Source organism: Flavobacteriaceae bacterium, from assembly GCA_014075215.1.
Classification (GTDB): domain Bacteria; phylum Bacteroidota; class Bacteroidia; order Flavobacteriales; family Flavobacteriaceae; genus Polaribacter.
In genome coordinates this window covers 1,248,630-1,265,630 of sequence record CP046177.1, presented here as the reverse complement: position 1 = coordinate 1,265,630, position 17,001 = coordinate 1,248,630, and the positions used below count along the sequence as shown (strand labels likewise).

The following is a 17,001-nucleotide window of genomic DNA, read 5'->3' as shown; positions in this document are numbered from 1 at the left end:
ATTATGCTTATACGTTGTTGTAGGCAGTATTTTATTTAGTTTTATACTCTATTTTACTTTTCTTTAAGTTTTTATATTTCAATCTAGCGATTGAGTCAACTGATTTGCTAAAAGCAAAATTAATGCAGTCACTAAAAATTGGTTTTTTACCTCCATAATCTGAATATTTTATTTCTCTAATATTCTTCGATAGCTGTGCGCCAAGTTCTTTTGCTTTTAAAACATCTGAATGATATAAAACAGCAGTTTCTATGGCAGTTCCCAAGTCATTATTTGCTCTACTAAACTCTGCGAAACTTCCATTAGTTGCTTCATTTATGCAACCGTATAGTACTGCTTTTTTATATGATATAATATATTCATTTTTAGTACTGCCTATATGTTTTTGGCTTTTACAAGAATTGAATAACATAGCTATTGTAATAATGATTATTTTACCTAATTTTAACATAAATATTATACTTTTTTAGTTCAATGTCCAAATTCGAATCGACTTCACTCCGCCAGTAGGTGTTGTATATGCATTACTAATACAATCACCGTTAATTATTGCATCAACATGTCCAGAATATCCAGCTTGAATATGACTATTATTTATTATGACGTAAATACCATTTTTTCCACTTAATAAATTTGCCACTTTTACTGGGTCATTTGCATCAGTACCAGTCAATTCATGAGTAGCATCTCCAAATTTATCTCTCATATATTTATCAAATGATACAGCATCAAGTATGTAGTTGTTATTGTCACCTCCTTTTTGTGTCCTCTGCCCAACACCTGGGTAATTAAGTACGGGAATACTAATACCTGAATAAAGTAAACCTCTAGAACCTCTAATTGAGCAAGCATTACTATATGCACTTGGATTATTTAAATGACTATTTAATAAACTACCCCCAACCATGTGGTAAACATTAGTTGTTGGCATTTCAGAATAATTACCTGCTGTACCTCTTTTTGGAAAATTATCAACAAAATCCTCAAATGATGGTAATTCTTGTTGTATTAAAGGCGTATCATAAGTTATGTTATTTGGGTCTATATTCAAATTAGGTTCAGTATAGTCAGGTGTGTTTAGAAACCAATCTTCAATTAATTCCCAAGGTATATCTGCATTATTCATTAATGCCGATAAAGCCGCTGTAATGGCATTTGAATTACTAGTAGGAAAAGCATTTAATAATAGATTAACTAACGCATCATTATCATGATTATTTATCCAGCTTATTTGTCTTGAAGTAAGTTGGCTTTCACCACCTAATGCATTTATTAAAAAAGAAGGTGCAGCAGAAGTTCCATCAGGGTTCATTGGAATAGTAGGAATATTATTGTCATTTCCACTTCCTCCAGAAGTTCCTCCGCCTCCGCCACCTCCAGTGCCAGAACCGCTTCCTGAACCATCGCCACTTCCACCTCCGCCACCACCAGAGCAAACTTCCGCCCAAACGTGAATATACTCTGTTGTTGTCCAAGCTGGGTCCCAACAACCATCTATGGTACATTGATAAGTTACCTCAATAGTTACTAATTCAAAAGAACAACCTGACCTGCTGTATAAATTCACTTGATTATAATCTATTTCTTGGATGGATGATTTATCTGTTAAATCTACATCAACACCGTTATTTAAATCAGTACGTTCTTGTTCGGTTAAGTTATAAGTAGTTAAATAAGCTTTATACGTACCATTTTCTTGGGAAGACAAAACAATGTTTTCAAGGTCATAATTCCCTTCTTCTGCTTCAATCGAAAATGTATAGGAATGGTGAGTGCCGTCATTACTTTCAATATATATAGCTTCATCAGTATTTAATTCATAAGTAGTTTGTTCAGATGAATTTGAACGATTGGCTAAACCATTTTTTTTCGTTTTAAAAGAAGCATTTAATTCAGATAGTGTCTGTACAAGTTTTGTGTTGTTTTCAAATTCTGAAAATCTGATTTTGTCAACAGAATAGTCTTGCTTTTCAGTTGTCAAATTTTCCTCGACAACTTCATTTTCAGTTTCACATGCTGTAAAAAAGAAGAGTGAAATTCCTAATATTAGAATTCCGATTTTGTTTAGGTGGTTAATTTTCATTTTCATAATTTACCGTTGTTTTAAATGTTAATAATTCAGTTTGTTGGTCAGCGATATTGCCACTAACGGTTTGGATATGAGTAGTAGGTGAGGTACGAGCCTATTACTTCATATCTTTTGTTGTGCCCAGTTTATTTTCTTTCGATAGTTACCCAAGTTTTGTCAAATCCTATTGTTTTAAGCACTTTAGTTTTATCTAATTTCTCGGGCGGTCTAATCTTTAGAATTAAGGTGTGTTCTGGGACTTGCTCTGTGATTGTAAATTGAGAACCGTGCGGTTGCCAAGTAAATCTCTTTACTTTAGTTCCTTTTTCATACCCTTCAAGGTTACCATTCTTATTCCAAACAAAATCGTAAAGTTCAGCATCATATCGAACAGTATCAAATTCAAATACAGCGATTTGAGATAAATCGTTTGATTTAACTAAGACAACTGTTCTTAAGTTTTTGAATTTTTCTCTAACTGCCGAAACTCGTTCGTTCCATATTTCTAAAACTTGTTCACCAATTTCATTAGGGTCAGCTGTTGTATCAATTGTGTTACCATAAGAATACACAGGTGAGTTTCTTCCCGAGATAAGTCGAACGTGTTTGAGCTTTTTGAAATCTTTTGTTGTTGCTTTGACTGTTTTAGCACCCCAAGCCGTGTTCCCCATAACAACATCATCTAGTCCCACATTGGAAGGTTTCCATTCTACTCCGATACAAGTTGCAAAAATTTGTTCCCATTCATCACCTTCTAAATTTGCCCTACCTTTGCTTGCTAGCAGATAAACTATTTCTTGACCTAGAATATAAGGGAATTCAGAGCCGAATTCATTTAAAGGATATGCCGCAACAGATTTATTTACAGTTCTTAATTTAGGTGATCTTCGTTTTGCCATTAACTTGGGTTGTATTGTAGTTCATATTCTCTTAATACTGCGGTTTGGTCTAAAGTAATTGCAACATAAGGCAGTATTTTTTGCACCACAGCTTTTATCATATTTACTGGAACGGCATTTCCAGCTTGCTTTTTGGCCTGAGCATCACTAACAATAATTCTATACCAATCAGGAAAACCTTGTAATCTAAACATTTCTCTAGGTGTTAGCCTTCTTTCTCCATTTACTAAAAGATAATTGTGAGAAGCACCTGAACGAAGGGCGCAAGAATAAGGATATGAACAAATGTTGCCAGACTTGTTCTCGTGCCAAATTGAAGGATAGTAAGACGATTTATGTTTAGCTTTTCTTTTGGTTCTTATATGTTCGGAAGCATAATATTTCTTTGCAACCTTCTTCTCTAAAATCTGCTTTAATTCTTTATAAGGTTTGGTTGGGCTAGGAAATGTAAACATTATTGGCTCTTGGTGTCCAATTATTACAATTCGTTCACGTTTTTGAGGCAAGCCATAATCCAAAGCATTTAAGACACTGTATTGAACGTGATAACCTAAATCAACAAGAGATTTAATTATGACTTTTAAAGTCTTGCCTTTATCGTGTCCTACAAGTTGTTTTACATTTTCCAGTATGAATGCTTTCGGTTTTTTCGCTTTAATAATTCTGGCAATATCAAAAAATAACGTTCCACGGGTATCATTCATTCCTTTCATCTGACCAATTATGCTAAATGGTTGACAAGGAAATCCAGCGAAAAGAATATCGTGGTCAGGGATACTATTCTCATTGATTTGGGTTATGTCACCCGCGGGTCTTTCGCCAAAGTTCTCTTCGTAGCTATCTTGGGCGTATTTATCTATATCAGACGAAAAAACGCATTCGCTTGCAAGGTCATTTTCTTCACAGGCTTCTTCAAATGCTATCCGAAAGCCACCAATTCCACAGAAAAGGTCAATAAATTTGAGTTTTTCTTGATACATATTTCAAATATAATATTCTATTCTCTTAATCAAATTTTGTCTGTCCACATTGTGTGTCAAAATGTCTCGTCCTAAAATAGGGCTACAGTTAATTATTAAAATTTATGCTACATTTTTGTGCACGTAATTAGGTGTTTTATAATCTAAAGATAAATGTAATCTTTTATTATTATATAATTTGATTGCATTTTTTGTTGCTTTTTTGGCGTGATTGATATTTGTAAATGTTTGGTCGAGGAAGAATTCATCTTTTAAAATTCCGTTAACTCTTTCGGCCATTGCGTTTTCGTAGCAATGATTTTCTTGGGTCATACTGATTTGTATCTTTTTTCTTTTCAAAATTTGAGTATAAACATTGCTACAATATTGTATTCCTCTATCAGAATGATGTATGATTTCTTCGGTATTTTTAGTTTGATAAATAGCTTTATTTAAAGCTCTAACACAGCCTTTAAGTTCTAAACTATCACTAATATCATAGCCTACTATTTTTCTTGAATACATATCAGTAATAAGTGCTAAATAACAAAATCCATTTATAGTTCTTATATAGGTAATATCCGAAGCCCAAACTTGGTTAGGTCTATTAATGATCAGGTCTTTTATGATATTTTTATATTTATAAAAACGATGGTAAGAGTTGGTTGTTTTAGAAGAATATTTTTTCCTTCTAATTAACAAATTATTTTCTTTTAAGATTCTAAATAACTGGTCTCTACCTATATTTATATTCTGTTTCCTAAAATCATTATGTAAGGATTTCATTAGCTTTCTAGTACCTTCTCTGGGTAATGTTTTCCTGCTTTTTTTAACAAGCATTATTACATTTTGTTCTATTTGTTTTTTAAGAACAAACCTTTTTTGATATTTGTAATAAGCATCTCTTTTTAACTCGAAAGCATTACAAATAGTAGCGATGGCGTACCTTCTTTTTTTTCTATTAATCGGTGCTATTTTCATTAAGGCTTTATGTTTAAGTTTTTTTTTAATTCTTCAACATTTTTATAGCCAAGATTTTCAGCAGCTACTTCAAGATAACTATCATTCACAAGTTTATCTAGATCCTTTTTAATAAGAAGATCTTTGAGTTGTTTTAGCTCTTTTTGAAGGGCTTTAATACGGGATAATTCGTCGTCTGTTTGCACGGTTACACGGGTGTTCATTAAATCTTTACGGTCATATTTTTTAATCCATACGTTTATCGTACTAGATTGTATGCCGTAAGTTAAGGCAATTTGTCTTTTGGAATGGTTTCCTTTGGTAAGTTCTGCTAATACTTTGAGTTTAAAACTCTCACTATAACGTCTTACATATCCATCATTTTTATACATATACTTGTTGTTTTTTGTATACATATTTCAGGACGGGTCAACAATTCACAACGATTTAGTATATGAAAAGTAGCGGACTTAAAAGCACTGACTTTTCAATTTATACCTAATGCTAAATTTACAAAACTAACTTTAAATGAAGCACTTAAACCGCTATTTTTTATATACCGTGTTGGGCGTATGTTACTTTTCATTCGTTTTTGTCAGTTAGTGTAATAGTCAGTTTATTTTTTTGTTGGTCAATCTCAATTTCTTTTCCGATTTCAAATCCAAGTTCTCTCAACCATTTTCCTTCAAGTCGAATTTCAGGAACAACAGCATATTTACTCCATTCGCGAGATTGGTATTTTTGATAAATTTTTAGCTTTCTAAATCGACTCATTAAAAACTTGTTCGTTATGACGAACACAATATATAAATAATTTATCGAAATTCGGTATAGTGAACACAAAAGAATTAAAATATTTTAAAAAATTAGGTGCTAAAATCAAGCAATTAAGAGAAGAAAAAGAGATTGACCAAAAGTCTTTTGCTTTTGATTGTGGAATTGGAAGAACTCAATTGTATATGATTGAAAACGGAAAAACGAATCCTCGTTTGTTTACTTTGATGAAAATTGCTGATGGATTAGAAATTTCGGTTTCTGTACTTCTAAAATAGCTCAATTTTACTGTATTACTTTAGATGTATGATTCCACTTTATTTGATAACCAACAGATTTTATCATTTTATTGCCAATTACGCCCAACACCCAAATATACGCATTGCGGTTATCTTTATTTTAATTATGGCGGTTATCCAAATATAGTATAAATATATAAATAATTGTAATTCAGTTAGTTTTTTTATATTTAGCGTGATAATTATTTTCACAAAACGAATGTTATGTTACTGACCAAAAAAATATTGCTTGAATTTCAAAAGAAACTTTCTTTACAACGTTATGCAACATCGTCTATAAAATCATACACAAATGCGTTAGCAAAATTTTTGATAGCCTTTGGAGGATCTCCGTTAGAGAAAGTCAAAGAAAAAAATATTGAAAATTTCCTATTCCATTTACAAAAAACAGAGAATATCAGTAGTGCATATCAAAAACAAATCCTAAGCGCTATTGGTAAATATTATGAGCTGTTTCATTCCAAAAAATTAGACCTCAAATATCTATATCCTAAACGAAAACAAAAATCTTTACCTAAATATTTAACAAGAAATGAAATTGTCAGATTGATTTCTGCTTGTAAAAACATAAAGCATAAATGTATATTAAAACTCCTTTACGGTTGTGGATTAAGAGTTGGAGAAGTGCTGGCACTTCGAATAAAAGATGTTAATTCTGATCAAATGCTTTTACATATTAATATGGCAAAAGGGAATAAAGATAGAACGGTAAAACTTCCTAAAAAAATTCTTTATGATTTAAGAGTTTATTACAAGAAGTATAAACCTAAAGATTTTTTGTTTGAAGGGCAGAATAAACCATTTTATGCTGCAAAAAGCATTCAAAATTTCATTAAAAAGTATGCTCTTGAAGCTAAAATTACAAAAACAGTTACTCCACATATGCTTCGTCATAGTTATGCAACTCACTTGGTGGAAAATGGTATAGATATACGTTTTGTAAAAGAATTACTTGGACATAATTCAATTAAAACTACTGAAATTTATACACATATTCCTGATATAGCTAAATCTGAATTTATGAGCCCGATAGAACATTTAAATTTGTAGTCAAGGTAATAATTCATCTGGTTTTTGGTATAAGCTTTGGATACTGATGAATATAATTTACCTATTGCGTTTTATTGTACAAATACAAAAGCCATATTATATCAATCCTTTAGCTTTAAACTCCAGATACTTATTTATGATAGTAACAGATAAGTTTTTGGGTTGGGTAAGAATGGCGTAAACCCCGTTGCTCTCCAATTCTTTAACAATTAAGCGCTTCTCGTAAGAAAATTTTTCTGCAATGGTTTTGTTATATATACCTAACAAATTGTCTGACGGCTGCTCAATTAAATCATCTAATTCCGTATTTTCAAAAAATACAACTACCAGTAAATGCTGTTTGGATATGGCTCTCATATATGGTAATTGCCTGCGTAGTGCGGAAATATGCTCAAAATTAGTATATAAAATCAATAAGCTTCTTTGATTAATTTTGCCTTTTATAGTAGCATATAACAATGCAAAATCAGAATCGGAATAATCCGTATCTATGCGATATAATGATTCGTTTAACACAGATAAATGGGGTTTTTTATTGCTTGAGGCAATCAGATTGTTTACTTTCTTTGAAAAAGTAAGCATTCCCACTTTATCATTTTTTAGTAAAGCGATATTTGAGAAAGCCAATGTGGCATTAATTGCATAGTCCAGTAGTTTTAGAGATTCAAAAGGCATTTTCATAACTCTGCCAACATCGATCAACGAATAAATGGGTTGCGATTTTTCATCCTGATATTGATTGACCATCAAACTCCCTTTTTTAGCGGTTGCTTTCCAGTTAATGGTCCGTACATCATCACCTGAAATATACTCTTTTATCTGTTCAAACTCCATAGTATGCCCTATACGCCGTATTTTTTTTAACCCGAATTCCGTAAGCTTGTTATTCATTGCCAGGAATTCATATTTTTTCATTTGGATATACGAAGGATAAACAGCCGTCATTTTTTGATGATCAAAACGGTATTTCCTAGACACCATTCTTATCGGCGATGAAACAAAAAGGTTCAAAAATCCGAAGTGATAGGGCCCTCTTTCCACAGGTCTTACCAGGTAGTTGAAGTTCATTTCTTCAAATTTTTCGAGCGTTTTGAACTTTTCAAAATCTCTTTTTTGAAATTGTTCCGGTAATTCATCTATGATTCGAACATGGACTTGGAAAGGATATCTGTTTTCTAAAAAAATGGTAATACTATTGGTATCGGAATTAGATAATTTATCTCCTGCTAATCGTTGGCCGCGGAATCCTTCTTGAGATCGGTACAAAATCAACAAATCGAAGACAAATAAAAAAGCGAGAAAAACCAATACCATTTGAGCAACTGTGAATACAATAGCATACCAGAACGAAATTAAAAACAATGCAGAAACCATGCTTAAATAAACATAGAATGTGTTATGCAGGTATAATGATCCGATGAATTTCAATAGGATGTGGTTTTAAAGTGTGAAAGTTGAAAGTTCTCTATTAAAACATTGGAAAAATAGCATTGTTGCTTTGAAAAAAATAAACGGGAAAAAGATATCATACACTAAACTATTTAGTAAAATTAGTATGAGAGACCTTTGCCAAATCAATTTTACAAAGATCTCTATGAATTAACATGATAACTACTATCTGGGTATTTCTATGGATTGAACAATCATCTCTATGACAGTATCTGTAGTGATTCCTTCCATTTCTTTTTCCGGTGTCAGTATAATACGATGCCTTAATACGGGGTACAAACTTTTTTTAACATCTTCCGGAATTACAAAATCTCTACCTTGAATAGCAGCAAAGGTCTTTGCTGCCATGAGCACTGCAATACTGGCTCTTGGAGATCCTCCCAAATACAAATGCGGGTGATTTCGAGTATTTGTAATGAGTTCGGCTATATATTTTACAATTTTTTCTTCCACTACAATTTCAAATATTTTACCTCTGTATTCTAATAATTCGGATTCGGAAATTACAGGTTTTATCAAATTTTCAGGTAAAGTTCCTTTTCTGTTATTGTGTGAACTGATAATCAGGGTTTCTTCTTCCAAGTTGGGATAACCAACAGTAATTTTAAATAAAAATCTATCCAATTGCGCTTCCGGTAGTGCATATGTCCCCTCTTGTTCTATGGGGTTTTGAGTTGCCAAAACCATAAAAGGAAGTTGCATTGGGTATTGCTTTCCGTCTATGGTAACTTGTTTTTCCTCCATCACTTCAAACAGTGCTGCCTGTGTTTTTGCGGGAGCCCTGTTAATCTCATCAATCAAAACCAAATTAGAAAAAACGGGACCTTGTTTAAATTCAAATTCGGAAGTTTTCATATTTAGTACGGAAGTCCCTAGAACATCCGAGGGCATTAAGTCCGGGGTAAACTGCAACCTGCTGAATTGCGTATCAATTGTTTTTGCCAGCAATTTGACTGTAACCGTTTTTGCAACTCCGGGAACTCCTTCTATTAAAACATGTCCGTCTGCTAATAAAGAAACGATTAATAGCTCTACAAAATCATCTTGCCCGACAATCACCTGTTGCAATTGCTCTTTTATTGCTAGTACGGCTTCTTTTAGTTTGGATAAATCGATTCTGCTGGAAAATGTATTTGTTGGTTCGGTTTTGGGTTGTTCTTGATCTTCCATATATTTTACTTTTTTATTGATTTAAATTTTTCTATTAAGGTGTTCAGCGCTATCAATTGTTCTTTCGAGATGTATTCTTGAGACTGAATGGTTTTTATTTTTGTAAATAGCATAACTGTAGCGTCGTATGTATTATTACTTCTCTGTGCTAAATGCTTATAAAATGATTCGTTAATGACAACTGTTGGTATATGTAGTTTTTCTCGTATATATTCCAAAAAATAATTGATCTTTTGATAGGCGATATTTTTGTGATCTCCATTTTCGTAATACATACCGGCTATTGTTTTTGTAAACGCCAGTGTTTGATTTTGAAGCGGCTTTATCACCCGTATAAATCGTTGATCTCTTTTTCCTTTGAAAATGATAAAAAACACGATAGCCATCAATGCCGTATAATAGGCATACTTTAAGTTCTTTGAACTTAATATATAATGCATTTGAGACTGTATGGTAGTTTTACCGGCCTTGTAATAAGCATCCCATAACAAGGGTTTTTCGTCATTTATATAGGATACCAAATTTGCTGTATACAGGTAATTATCATCAGTTAACATATTATAATTTGTAAAAGCCAACGGAAATGTGTGTAGGTAAATGGCTCCTTTTCCATGTACGTGTTTTATAAAATTTAACCCCTCTGCTACCGGTTTGTCATCTTTGTCATAGACATATATGTTGCCCAGTGCTGTTGTTTTGGCGGTATCTACCTTGGAAAAATTAATAATAGGTGCAGGTCTGTTAAATTCGTATACATCATTGTTCAGGTTCTTATTTACAATTTTTAGCTTAAACTTTTCCGTATACTCAAAAGTAACGATGGGGTCTGTTTCAATATTGAGTGTATCTATATGAATATGTGTTGACGAAATAAAAACATCATTTCCTCTGGCAACAAAATCTAATAGTTTTTTCTGTTCTGCTTTGTCAAAATGTATGTATTCGTTTAAAAAAAAGTAGGTACCTGCAGTGGTAGTATCATTTAAATATATAAAAGGCGGTACTTTTATTTCTTTGATATTTTTAAACATCGATGCCAGTTCATTCTTGAGAATATAGGTTCCGTAAGGAATCTTATGCTTTGCCGCATACGACGGAAACCAGTTAACCGGTACAGGCTTTGCCATTTCCATATAAATAATAAGAGCTACGGCAGCCAGGAGGATTCCGATGTATATCTTCACTTTTTTATTCAACGATTTTTTGGTTTAATTGATGGAACAATGCTTCAGTCCGGTTAAATTCCGATTCGTTAATAGCAAAACCTCCGTACCAGACAAAATCATATAATCGGGTTGTTTCTATAAATTCGGGTTTTATGTTGTGTTGCCGTATCTCTTTTATATAATCTTCATTTGTTTTTTCCTGTCGCCAGGTGATAAATTCTTTATCGGATAGTTTTTGTAAGCTATAGAGATAGTAATATCGTATGGCTAATCGAAAATTTTTAGCTTCTACAGCTTCTTTTATCAATGCTTTTAAATCTTGCTTTAGCAATACTTCTTCATCTTCATGTAATTGTATTATAGCTTTATTTTTTTTAATTTCTACAATATTTTTGCTATCTATTTTTAAGAAAAACTTTATGATAAAATAAAGTGCAATTACAGCAATGAGCCACGGTATGATCTTTAATAAATGAGAAAGGAAACCAACAGCAGGGGTAATATCGTCAAAAAAGAAAGAGAGTATTTTTTTTATGCTGCGTTTTATCCAGTTCCAAAATATTTGGAATAGATTTTCTTCTTTTTTTACCGTCTCATATTTGAAATCGTCGGATTTTTTATACGCTTCCATAGCATCCGTATCAATTTTTTTTTGTTCAATATACAGCGTATCTTCTTTTATGGTGTTCTCTTCTTTCTGAGAATAGCCATGAGCAGTGCACAACAGGTATACTATGTAAACGATAAATTTTTTCAACTTAAGATTGGCCGAGGTTGTCAATTTTTTCTATGGTTCCGGATGCATTTTTTTGTTCGTTTATATCGTAGTAGATAAAAACATTGGTAATCAATGTGATGGAGTACATAAAGAACTGACCTACATAAGAAACTACCGTAAGTAAAATATAAACAGGGTCGTAAAATATCTGAAGAACCTCTGATGGGTCGTCAGACCCCATAAGCGTTCCCATTTGTATGAGTTGATAAATTGCTGAAGGAATACTAAAGACATACCCTAATACACCAACAATTAAGGCAACTACAAACATAATCCCAAAAGTGTCTCCCCAGTGTTTTCCCGAAACAAAAGAAAAAGAATACCCATAAGAATCCAAAGCATCTTTATTTCCAAATACATAGATCATCGGTAATAGTGCCATGACGGGCCAGGTGTAAAAAGCCGGAAGCACACATAGTAAAAAACTTACTGCTATGGTGAGAACTATTAATATAGAGAGCCCTGTAAACCCCCAAAAATCTTTTTTGACATTTGTGATAATGTTCGAATAGTGTATGGTACCTTTGTTATATATGTATTCTTTGATATAATGTAGCCCTGACAGATGCATTAAGACGTAAGTTACGATACCGGTAATAATTAGGACAGCTACATAAAAAAACATGGTTCCTATACCATATAAAGATGATTCATCATCATAGTAATTCAATGTATTTGCTACATTGGAAGCAGCATATATATACATAATCAATGCGCCAATAGTAATCATTAATGGAATGATGCTTACTTTAAGTATGGTGGTAAAAAATGGCTTCCATTCTAATCGTATAAATCTAAAAGCGTCTGTAATGGTAGCTCCCAAATCCCTTTCTTTTTTAAACTCTACATAGTCATTCGGTGTATTCATGACGCTGTTTTTTTGGTTAGTTTTATAGGTAGTATTATGTAGTAATATACAATTAAAAACAAGGAAAGAAAAATAATTGCGATTGCCAATGTGTCCGGCATTTGTGTGTACCTTGTTACAAATCCTTCTAAAAACCCTGCAATAATAAAAAACGGAACGGTGCTCAGCATAATTTTCAATCCTGCAATAGTACTTCTTTTAAACGATTCTAATCGGGTATAGGTTTTTGGGAATAACAGCCCGTTGCCTAATACCATTCCGGCAGTTGATGCAATTATAATTACGGAAATTTCTATAGTCCCATGAATCCAGATAGTCCTGGAAGATTCCCAAAGCAACCCTTTGTCATAGAAGAAATATAAAAACGATCCCAGCATAATACCGTTTTGCATCATCACGTATAAAGTGCCTACGGAAAAGAGTATTCCTAATAAAAAAGCATACATAGCTACTCTGATATTATTAAAAGTGATTCCCAGAAACATATCTATCTGGTTTGCTTCTTTATAAACTGCCATCGGATCTCCTTTGTCTATATTTTCCAATGTCATATTCACATAACCATCTCCCAAAATCAATTGAACAAAATCAATATCACTGGCAGAAGAAAACATGCCTGCAAGGGTAAAAAAACCAAAAACCAAAAAAGCAATGAGCAAGTGTTTTTGATAGGCATAAAATGCTAATGGAAATTCTTTGGTAAAAAAAGTAATGAATCGGTTTTTACTTTCTCTTTTGTTTTTATAGATTTTCCGATGTGCTGCAGAGGCTATTCCATTTAAGTAATTTTGAGTGGTACTATTTGGATAAAATGTTTTGGCATAGCTTAGATCATCTGTGATTTCAATATACAGATCGGCTAATTTACCCGGAGATAGCCGGCGTTTTTTGTAGAGTACATCTTCAAATAACTTCCATTTTGTTTTATTTATTTTTACAAATGCAGCTTCTCTCATAGCAATATAACTTGATTTTTTATAAGTGAAAATTCAGATTCATATTATTTAAACTCATTATCTTCGCAACTCTTTTTATGGATAAAGATTCGACAAAGTAACGCAAAAAATGGATAATTTTCAAATAGAAACCGCTCAAAATATCACGATTCGGCAAAATGCCGCACATCTTACTACCAGAACCGGATCTTATCTTATAGACAGATTCATTATTATAGGATATTATATACTGGTTATTTTGATACTGAGACTTATGGATTATAGTTTTAGCTGGGACAATGTTTCTGTAGTGGTGCTGTTTAGTATCCCTCCGTTTTTCTATTCTTTAATTTTTGAGAGTTTGATGAATGGTCAAACGCCCGGCAAGGTTGCGAACAAAATAAGAGTGGTAAAGCTTGATGGTTCCAAACCTACATTTGGCAGCTATATAATCAGGTGGATATTGGGATTTATAGAGCTTTCTATGTTTGGCGGTTCTTTAGCTATTCTCGCCATTCTGCTAAGTGCCAAAGGCCAACGATTAGGAGATATGGCTGCAGGAACTACGGTCATCAGCGAAAAAAAACGAGTAAGCTTGAATGATACATTTGCCGGAGATATCGTTGAAAACCATACGCCAACATTCCCTCAGGTAACCACATTATCGGACACAGATATAAGAACTATTAAAGAAATATACCGAAAGTCAGTAAGAAAAAGAGATCATAAAATTATTTTAAAGCTACATATTAAAATTACGGATATTACCGGAATCAAAACAACTATGAAGCCGATAGATTTTATAGATACGGTTATTAAAGATTATAATTATTATACACAATAAACGGTGTACTGCTATCTTCTGCTGTAATTGGGAGCTTCTTTGGTAATGGTTACATCGTGCGGATGACTTTCGTTGATTCCCGATGCGGTAATTCTTACAAATTTCCCGGATGCTTTTAAAGTATCGATATCTTTGGCACCACAATATCCCATTCCTGCTCTAAGCCCTCCTACAAATTGATGAATACTTTCGTATAACTCTCCTTTATATGGAACACGTCCTACAATACCTTCCGGGACCAATTTTTTAATATCATCTTCTACATCCTGAAAATACCTGTCTTTAGAACCTTTTTTCATTGCTTCTACGGAGCCCATTCCTCTGTATGATTTGAATTTTCTTCCGTCATAAATAATCGTTTCTCCCGGGCTTTCTTTTGTTCCGGCTAATAAAGAGCCTAACATGACGCTGTCCGCACCTGCAGCAATTGCTTTGGGAATATCTCCGGTATACCTGATGCCTCCGTCGGCAATAACCGGAACCCCACTGCCTTTAATGGCATTAGCGACTTCTAAAACAGCAGAAAATTGCGGAAAACCAACTCCGGCAACCACTCTGGTAGTGCATATAGATCCCGGGCCTATTCCTACTTTTACTGCATCAGCTCCGGCATGTACCAGGTATTTTGCTGCTTCCGGCGTAGCAATATTTCCTACTACTACTTCCAGATCTTTAAAAGCGGATTTTATGTTTTTTAATACGGTTGTTACCCCTTTTGTATGCCCGTGGGCCGTATCTATAATAATAGTATCTACATCTGCTTTTACCAAAGCTCTCGCCCTGTCTAAAGCATCTTCGGTTACCCCAAGAGCTGCTGCCACTCTCAGTCTTCCGTATGTGTCTTTATTTGCAATAGGCTTTTGAGTAACTTTGGTAATATCTCTGAAAGTGATCAATCCCTTTAATTTCTGGTGGTCGTCAACAATTAATAATTTTTCAATTTTATTTTGCTGTAAAATAGATTCCGCATCTTTTAAGGAAGTACCTATGGGGGCAGTTACCAGATTCTTGCTCGTCATCACCTCAGCAATCGGACGGTCGTCTTTATGCTCAAAACGCAAATCTCTGTTGGTAACAATTCCCTTTAATATACCGGTATTGTCTACAACGGGGATTCCGCCGATTTTATGTTCTTTCATGCTTTGTTTGGCATCCGTAACAATGGCGTCGAGAGGAAGTGTAACCGGATCTTGGATCATACCGCTTTCCGCACGCTTTACCCGCCTTACTTCTTGTGCCTGTTGCTCAATGGTCATGTTTTTATGCAGTACGCCAATACCTCCTTCTCTGGCCATAGCAATGGCCATGGCCGATTCTGTCACCGTATCCATAGCAGCAGATACGACAGGTACATTGATAGTAATATTTCTGGTAAGTTTTGTTTGGATATTTACCTCTCTGGGAAGTACTTCGGAAAATGCAGGAACTAATAGTACATCATCATAAGCCAAGCCTTCACCGACGAATTTGGAATTGTGAGCAATCATAGTGCAATCAACTTAAAAATTAATTGCAAGCAAATTTACAATTTATTATTGATTTTGAGGTTCGTTCAAGTTTATATTTAATCCGCAAGGTTTTGTCCGGATAGTTGCTAATCGAAAACAGTGATTTCAAAATTTCATTGTCTTATAGGATTGACACGTATTACTCTATACTATAAGTTTACGTTATTCAAAGGTTTGGTTGCTATGAGTGTTTTATTCACCTCATAAAAATTGGGTAAACAATAAATCAATTTAAACGGTAGAAAGCTGATATCACATATAAAATCAAAATAACGGTCAAAAATGGACTGACCACCCAAAATCGGAAATGTGAAAGTTGAGAAACCGAAATCAAAGAAAAAGTAAACCGAGTTACGAAAAAGGTAGCAAAAAATATGAATTTAAAACAATTAGAAATGAAAAAATATTTAAGTATACCGGCATTATTAATTTTACTACTTCCTGTACTCATATGTAGTTGTACCGGAGACAACAACAATTTGACTATAGATGATTCACAAAATCAAGTAATTTTTGAAGATCTATTATTAAAAACTAAGTATTAGCCCAAATTTTTATGATAACCATTTTTATCTAATTGAAAAGTTTGGTAAAAATAATGAACGAACTGAAATCATCAATATTGCTATTGAAAAGGGTATAGAAAAAACTAGTATTATTGAAAGCGATATTAGAAAACTATATTTGAACAATTCTCAAGTTATAATGTATTCTTTACAACTTAATGATTTGAAAAAAAGCTTGATTATCTATAAATATGAGGATATTTATCAAGTAAGCGTAGCAAACTATTATGAAATAAATAACGAGGTAAAGAAATTTGAATTAAATACATTAGATAAAAAGCTTTTTTATTCAATCAATGTAGATAGTGAGAATAAAATGGGAGATTTTGTTTTGAGCAAAAACTCTCAAATGAATAACTTTAGTAATCAAGTAAGTCTATTTATTACATATGCAAAAGCATAAAATTTTAACTACTAAAGAAGATTGTTGTAGACATGCTTCTTCTTGGAGTGCATGTATGGATTGTATTGTTTCTGCTTGTGGAACAAGTTGGATTTGTGCCGGTGCATTTGGTATTGCGCCCGGAGAAATGTTAGCTGCTTTTGCAGTTTCTTGTATTGGAGCAGGGCCTAATACATTTTGTTAATACTTTAATTATAATTATTATGAGAAAATTAGCTAAATTTTATTTTTGGGGCTTTTTAATTAATGGAATTCTTTTATTAGCTTTTGGAAGCTATTTTCTAGTTACAAAAAAGGTTTCTTCG

19 protein-coding genes are annotated in these 17,001 nt (G+C 33.1%); 5 read left to right on the top strand and 14 right to left on the bottom strand.

The genetic code is table 11. From position 1 onward, the window contains the following. Nucleotides 1–31 precede the first annotated feature (31 nt). From GKR88_06450 to GKR88_06420, 7 genes are all read right to left on the bottom strand, one after another. Nucleotides 32–451: a hypothetical protein gene (locus GKR88_06450; GenBank protein ID QMU63972.1), complete on the bottom strand. Its 420-nt coding sequence runs from the start codon at nt 449–451 to the stop codon at nt 32–34. Nucleotides 452–466: 15 nt separating this feature from the next. After that, nucleotides 467–2,089: a hypothetical protein gene (locus tag GKR88_06445; GenBank protein ID QMU63971.1), complete on the bottom strand. Its 1,623-nt coding sequence runs from the start codon at nt 2,087–2,089 to the stop codon at nt 467–469. A 125-nt stretch (nt 2,090–2,214) separates the two neighbouring features. After that, nucleotides 2,215–2,967, bottom strand: a complete 753-nt coding sequence (locus GKR88_06440; protein QMU63970.1) for a hypothetical protein — start codon at nt 2,965–2,967, stop codon at nt 2,215–2,217. Next, nucleotides 2,967–3,947, bottom strand: coding sequence for a DNA (cytosine-5-)-methyltransferase (dcm, locus tag GKR88_06435; GenBank protein QMU63969.1), 981 nt, complete (start codon nt 3,945–3,947; stop codon nt 2,967–2,969). The genes GKR88_06440 and dcm overlap by 1 nt, the downstream gene beginning before the upstream one ends. 102 nt (nt 3,948–4,049) lie before the next feature. After that, nucleotides 4,050–4,907 carry an IS3 family transposase gene (locus tag GKR88_06430; GenBank protein QMU63968.1) on the bottom strand — a complete coding sequence of 286 codons (858 nt, stop codon included), beginning with the start codon at nt 4,905–4,907 and terminating at the stop codon, nt 4,050–4,052. Then, nucleotides 4,907–5,278, bottom strand: coding sequence for a transposase (locus tag GKR88_06425; protein ID QMU63967.1), 372 nt, complete (start codon nt 5,276–5,278; stop codon nt 4,907–4,909). Before GKR88_06425 ends, GKR88_06430 begins: the two co-directional genes overlap by 1 nt. 190 nt (nt 5,279–5,468) lie before the next feature. After that, nucleotides 5,469–5,660 carry a type I addiction module toxin, SymE family gene (locus tag GKR88_06420; GenBank protein ID QMU63966.1) on the bottom strand — a complete coding sequence of 64 codons (192 nt, stop codon included), beginning with the start codon at nt 5,658–5,660 and terminating at the stop codon, nt 5,469–5,471. A 59-nt stretch (nt 5,661–5,719) separates the two neighbouring features. Between GKR88_06420 and GKR88_06415 the strand changes: the two genes are divergently transcribed. Beyond that, nucleotides 5,720–5,938, top strand: coding sequence for a helix-turn-helix domain-containing protein (locus tag GKR88_06415; protein ID QMU63965.1), 219 nt, complete (start codon nt 5,720–5,722; stop codon nt 5,936–5,938). A 225-nt stretch (nt 5,939–6,163) separates the two neighbouring features. After that, on the top strand, nt 6,164–7,009 hold the full coding sequence (locus tag GKR88_06410) for a tyrosine-type recombinase/integrase (GenBank protein ID QMU63964.1): 846 nt from the start codon (nt 6,164–6,166) through the stop codon (nt 7,007–7,009). 96 nt (nt 7,010–7,105) lie between these two features. On the opposite strand, the gene GKR88_06405 is transcribed toward GKR88_06410, so the two are convergent. From GKR88_06405 to GKR88_06380, 6 genes are all read right to left on the bottom strand, one after another. After that, complete coding sequence (locus GKR88_06405) at nt 7,106–8,383, bottom strand: DUF58 domain-containing protein (protein QMU66655.1); 1,278 nt, start codon at nt 8,381–8,383, stop codon at nt 7,106–7,108. Nucleotides 8,384–8,623: 240 nt separating this feature from the next. Beyond that, entirely contained in the window at nt 8,624–9,628 is a 1,005-nt protein-coding gene (locus tag GKR88_06400; protein ID QMU63963.1) for an AAA domain-containing protein, read from the bottom strand. Nucleotides 9,629–9,633: 5 nt separating this feature from the next. After that, the gene (locus GKR88_06395) at nt 9,634–10,812 is read right to left on the bottom strand and encodes a DUF4350 domain-containing protein (protein ID QMU63962.1); all 1,179 of its coding nucleotides are present in this window, start codon (nt 10,810–10,812) and stop codon (nt 9,634–9,636) included. A 4-nt stretch (nt 10,813–10,816) separates the two neighbouring features. Next, nucleotides 10,817–11,551, bottom strand: a complete 735-nt coding sequence (locus GKR88_06390; GenBank protein QMU63961.1) for a hypothetical protein — start codon at nt 11,549–11,551, stop codon at nt 10,817–10,819. A gap of 1 nt (nt 11,552) precedes the next feature. Further along, a complete protein-coding gene (locus GKR88_06385) occupies nt 11,553–12,440 on the bottom strand; it encodes a hypothetical protein (GenBank protein ID QMU63960.1) in 888 nt (295 codons plus the stop codon). Continuing rightward, a complete protein-coding gene (locus GKR88_06380) occupies nt 12,437–13,396 on the bottom strand; it encodes a stage II sporulation protein M (GenBank protein QMU63959.1) in 960 nt (319 codons plus the stop codon). The genes GKR88_06385 and GKR88_06380 overlap by 4 nt, the downstream gene beginning before the upstream one ends. Nucleotides 13,397–13,505: 109 nt before the next feature. On the opposite strand from GKR88_06380, the gene GKR88_06375 reads away from it, so the two are divergent. Continuing rightward, nucleotides 13,506–14,219, top strand: coding sequence for an RDD family protein (locus GKR88_06375; protein ID QMU63958.1), 714 nt, complete (start codon nt 13,506–13,508; stop codon nt 14,217–14,219). Nucleotides 14,220–14,230: 11 nt separating this feature from the next. On the opposite strand, the gene guaB is transcribed toward GKR88_06375, so the two are convergent. Continuing rightward, nucleotides 14,231–15,706 carry an IMP dehydrogenase gene (gene guaB, locus GKR88_06370; GenBank protein QMU63957.1) on the bottom strand — a complete coding sequence of 492 codons (1,476 nt, stop codon included), beginning with the start codon at nt 15,704–15,706 and terminating at the stop codon, nt 14,231–14,233. A 726-nt stretch (nt 15,707–16,432) separates the two neighbouring features. On the opposite strand from guaB, the gene GKR88_06365 reads away from it, so the two are divergent. Both GKR88_06365 and GKR88_06360 read left to right on the top strand, forming a co-directional pair. Further along, on the top strand, nt 16,433–16,696 hold the full coding sequence (locus GKR88_06365; GenBank protein QMU63956.1) for a hypothetical protein: 264 nt from the start codon (nt 16,433–16,435) through the stop codon (nt 16,694–16,696). Beyond that, complete coding sequence (locus tag GKR88_06360; GenBank protein ID QMU63955.1) at nt 16,683–16,880, top strand: hypothetical protein; 198 nt, start codon at nt 16,683–16,685, stop codon at nt 16,878–16,880. The genes GKR88_06365 and GKR88_06360 overlap by 14 nt, the downstream gene beginning before the upstream one ends. The last annotated feature ends 121 nt before the right edge of the window (nt 16,881–17,001 follow it).

Coding starts and splice junctions, on each gene's coding strand:
- GKR88_06405 (QMU66655.1), bottom strand. CDS start 8,383: ATGGTTTCTGCATTGTTTTTAATTTCGTTCTGGTATGCTATTGTATTC.
- GKR88_06385 (QMU63960.1), bottom strand. CDS start 12,440: ATGAATACACCGAATGACTATGTAGAGTTTAAAAAAGAAAGGGATTTG.
- GKR88_06445 (QMU63971.1), bottom strand. CDS start 2,089: ATGAAAATGAAAATTAACCACCTAAACAAAATCGGAATTCTAATATTA.
- GKR88_06400 (QMU63963.1), bottom strand. CDS start 9,628: ATGGAAGATCAAGAACAACCCAAAACCGAACCAACAAATACATTTTCC.
- GKR88_06375 (QMU63958.1), top strand. CDS start 13,506: ATGGATAATTTTCAAATAGAAACCGCTCAAAATATCACGATTCGGCAA.
- GKR88_06440 (QMU63970.1), bottom strand. CDS start 2,967: ATGGCAAAACGAAGATCACCTAAATTAAGAACTGTAAATAAATCTGTT.
- GKR88_06450 (QMU63972.1), bottom strand. CDS start 451: ATGTTAAAATTAGGTAAAATAATCATTATTACAATAGCTATGTTATTC.
- GKR88_06425 (QMU63967.1), bottom strand. CDS start 5,278: ATGTATAAAAATGATGGATATGTAAGACGTTATAGTGAGAGTTTTAAA.
- GKR88_06410 (QMU63964.1), top strand. CDS start 6,164: ATGTTACTGACCAAAAAAATATTGCTTGAATTTCAAAAGAAACTTTCT.
- GKR88_06380 (QMU63959.1), bottom strand. CDS start 13,396: ATGAGAGAAGCTGCATTTGTAAAAATAAATAAAACAAAATGGAAGTTA.
- GKR88_06430 (QMU63968.1), bottom strand. CDS start 4,907: ATGAAAATAGCACCGATTAATAGAAAAAAAAGAAGGTACGCCATCGCT.
- GKR88_06360 (QMU63955.1), top strand. CDS start 16,683: ATGCAAAAGCATAAAATTTTAACTACTAAAGAAGATTGTTGTAGACAT.
- GKR88_06420 (QMU63966.1), bottom strand. CDS start 5,660: ATGAGTCGATTTAGAAAGCTAAAAATTTATCAAAAATACCAATCTCGC.
- dcm (QMU63969.1), bottom strand. CDS start 3,947: ATGTATCAAGAAAAACTCAAATTTATTGACCTTTTCTGTGGAATTGGT.
- guaB (QMU63957.1), bottom strand. CDS start 15,706: ATGATTGCTCACAATTCCAAATTCGTCGGTGAAGGCTTGGCTTATGAT.
- GKR88_06365 (QMU63956.1), top strand. CDS start 16,433: ATGTATTCTTTACAACTTAATGATTTGAAAAAAAGCTTGATTATCTAT.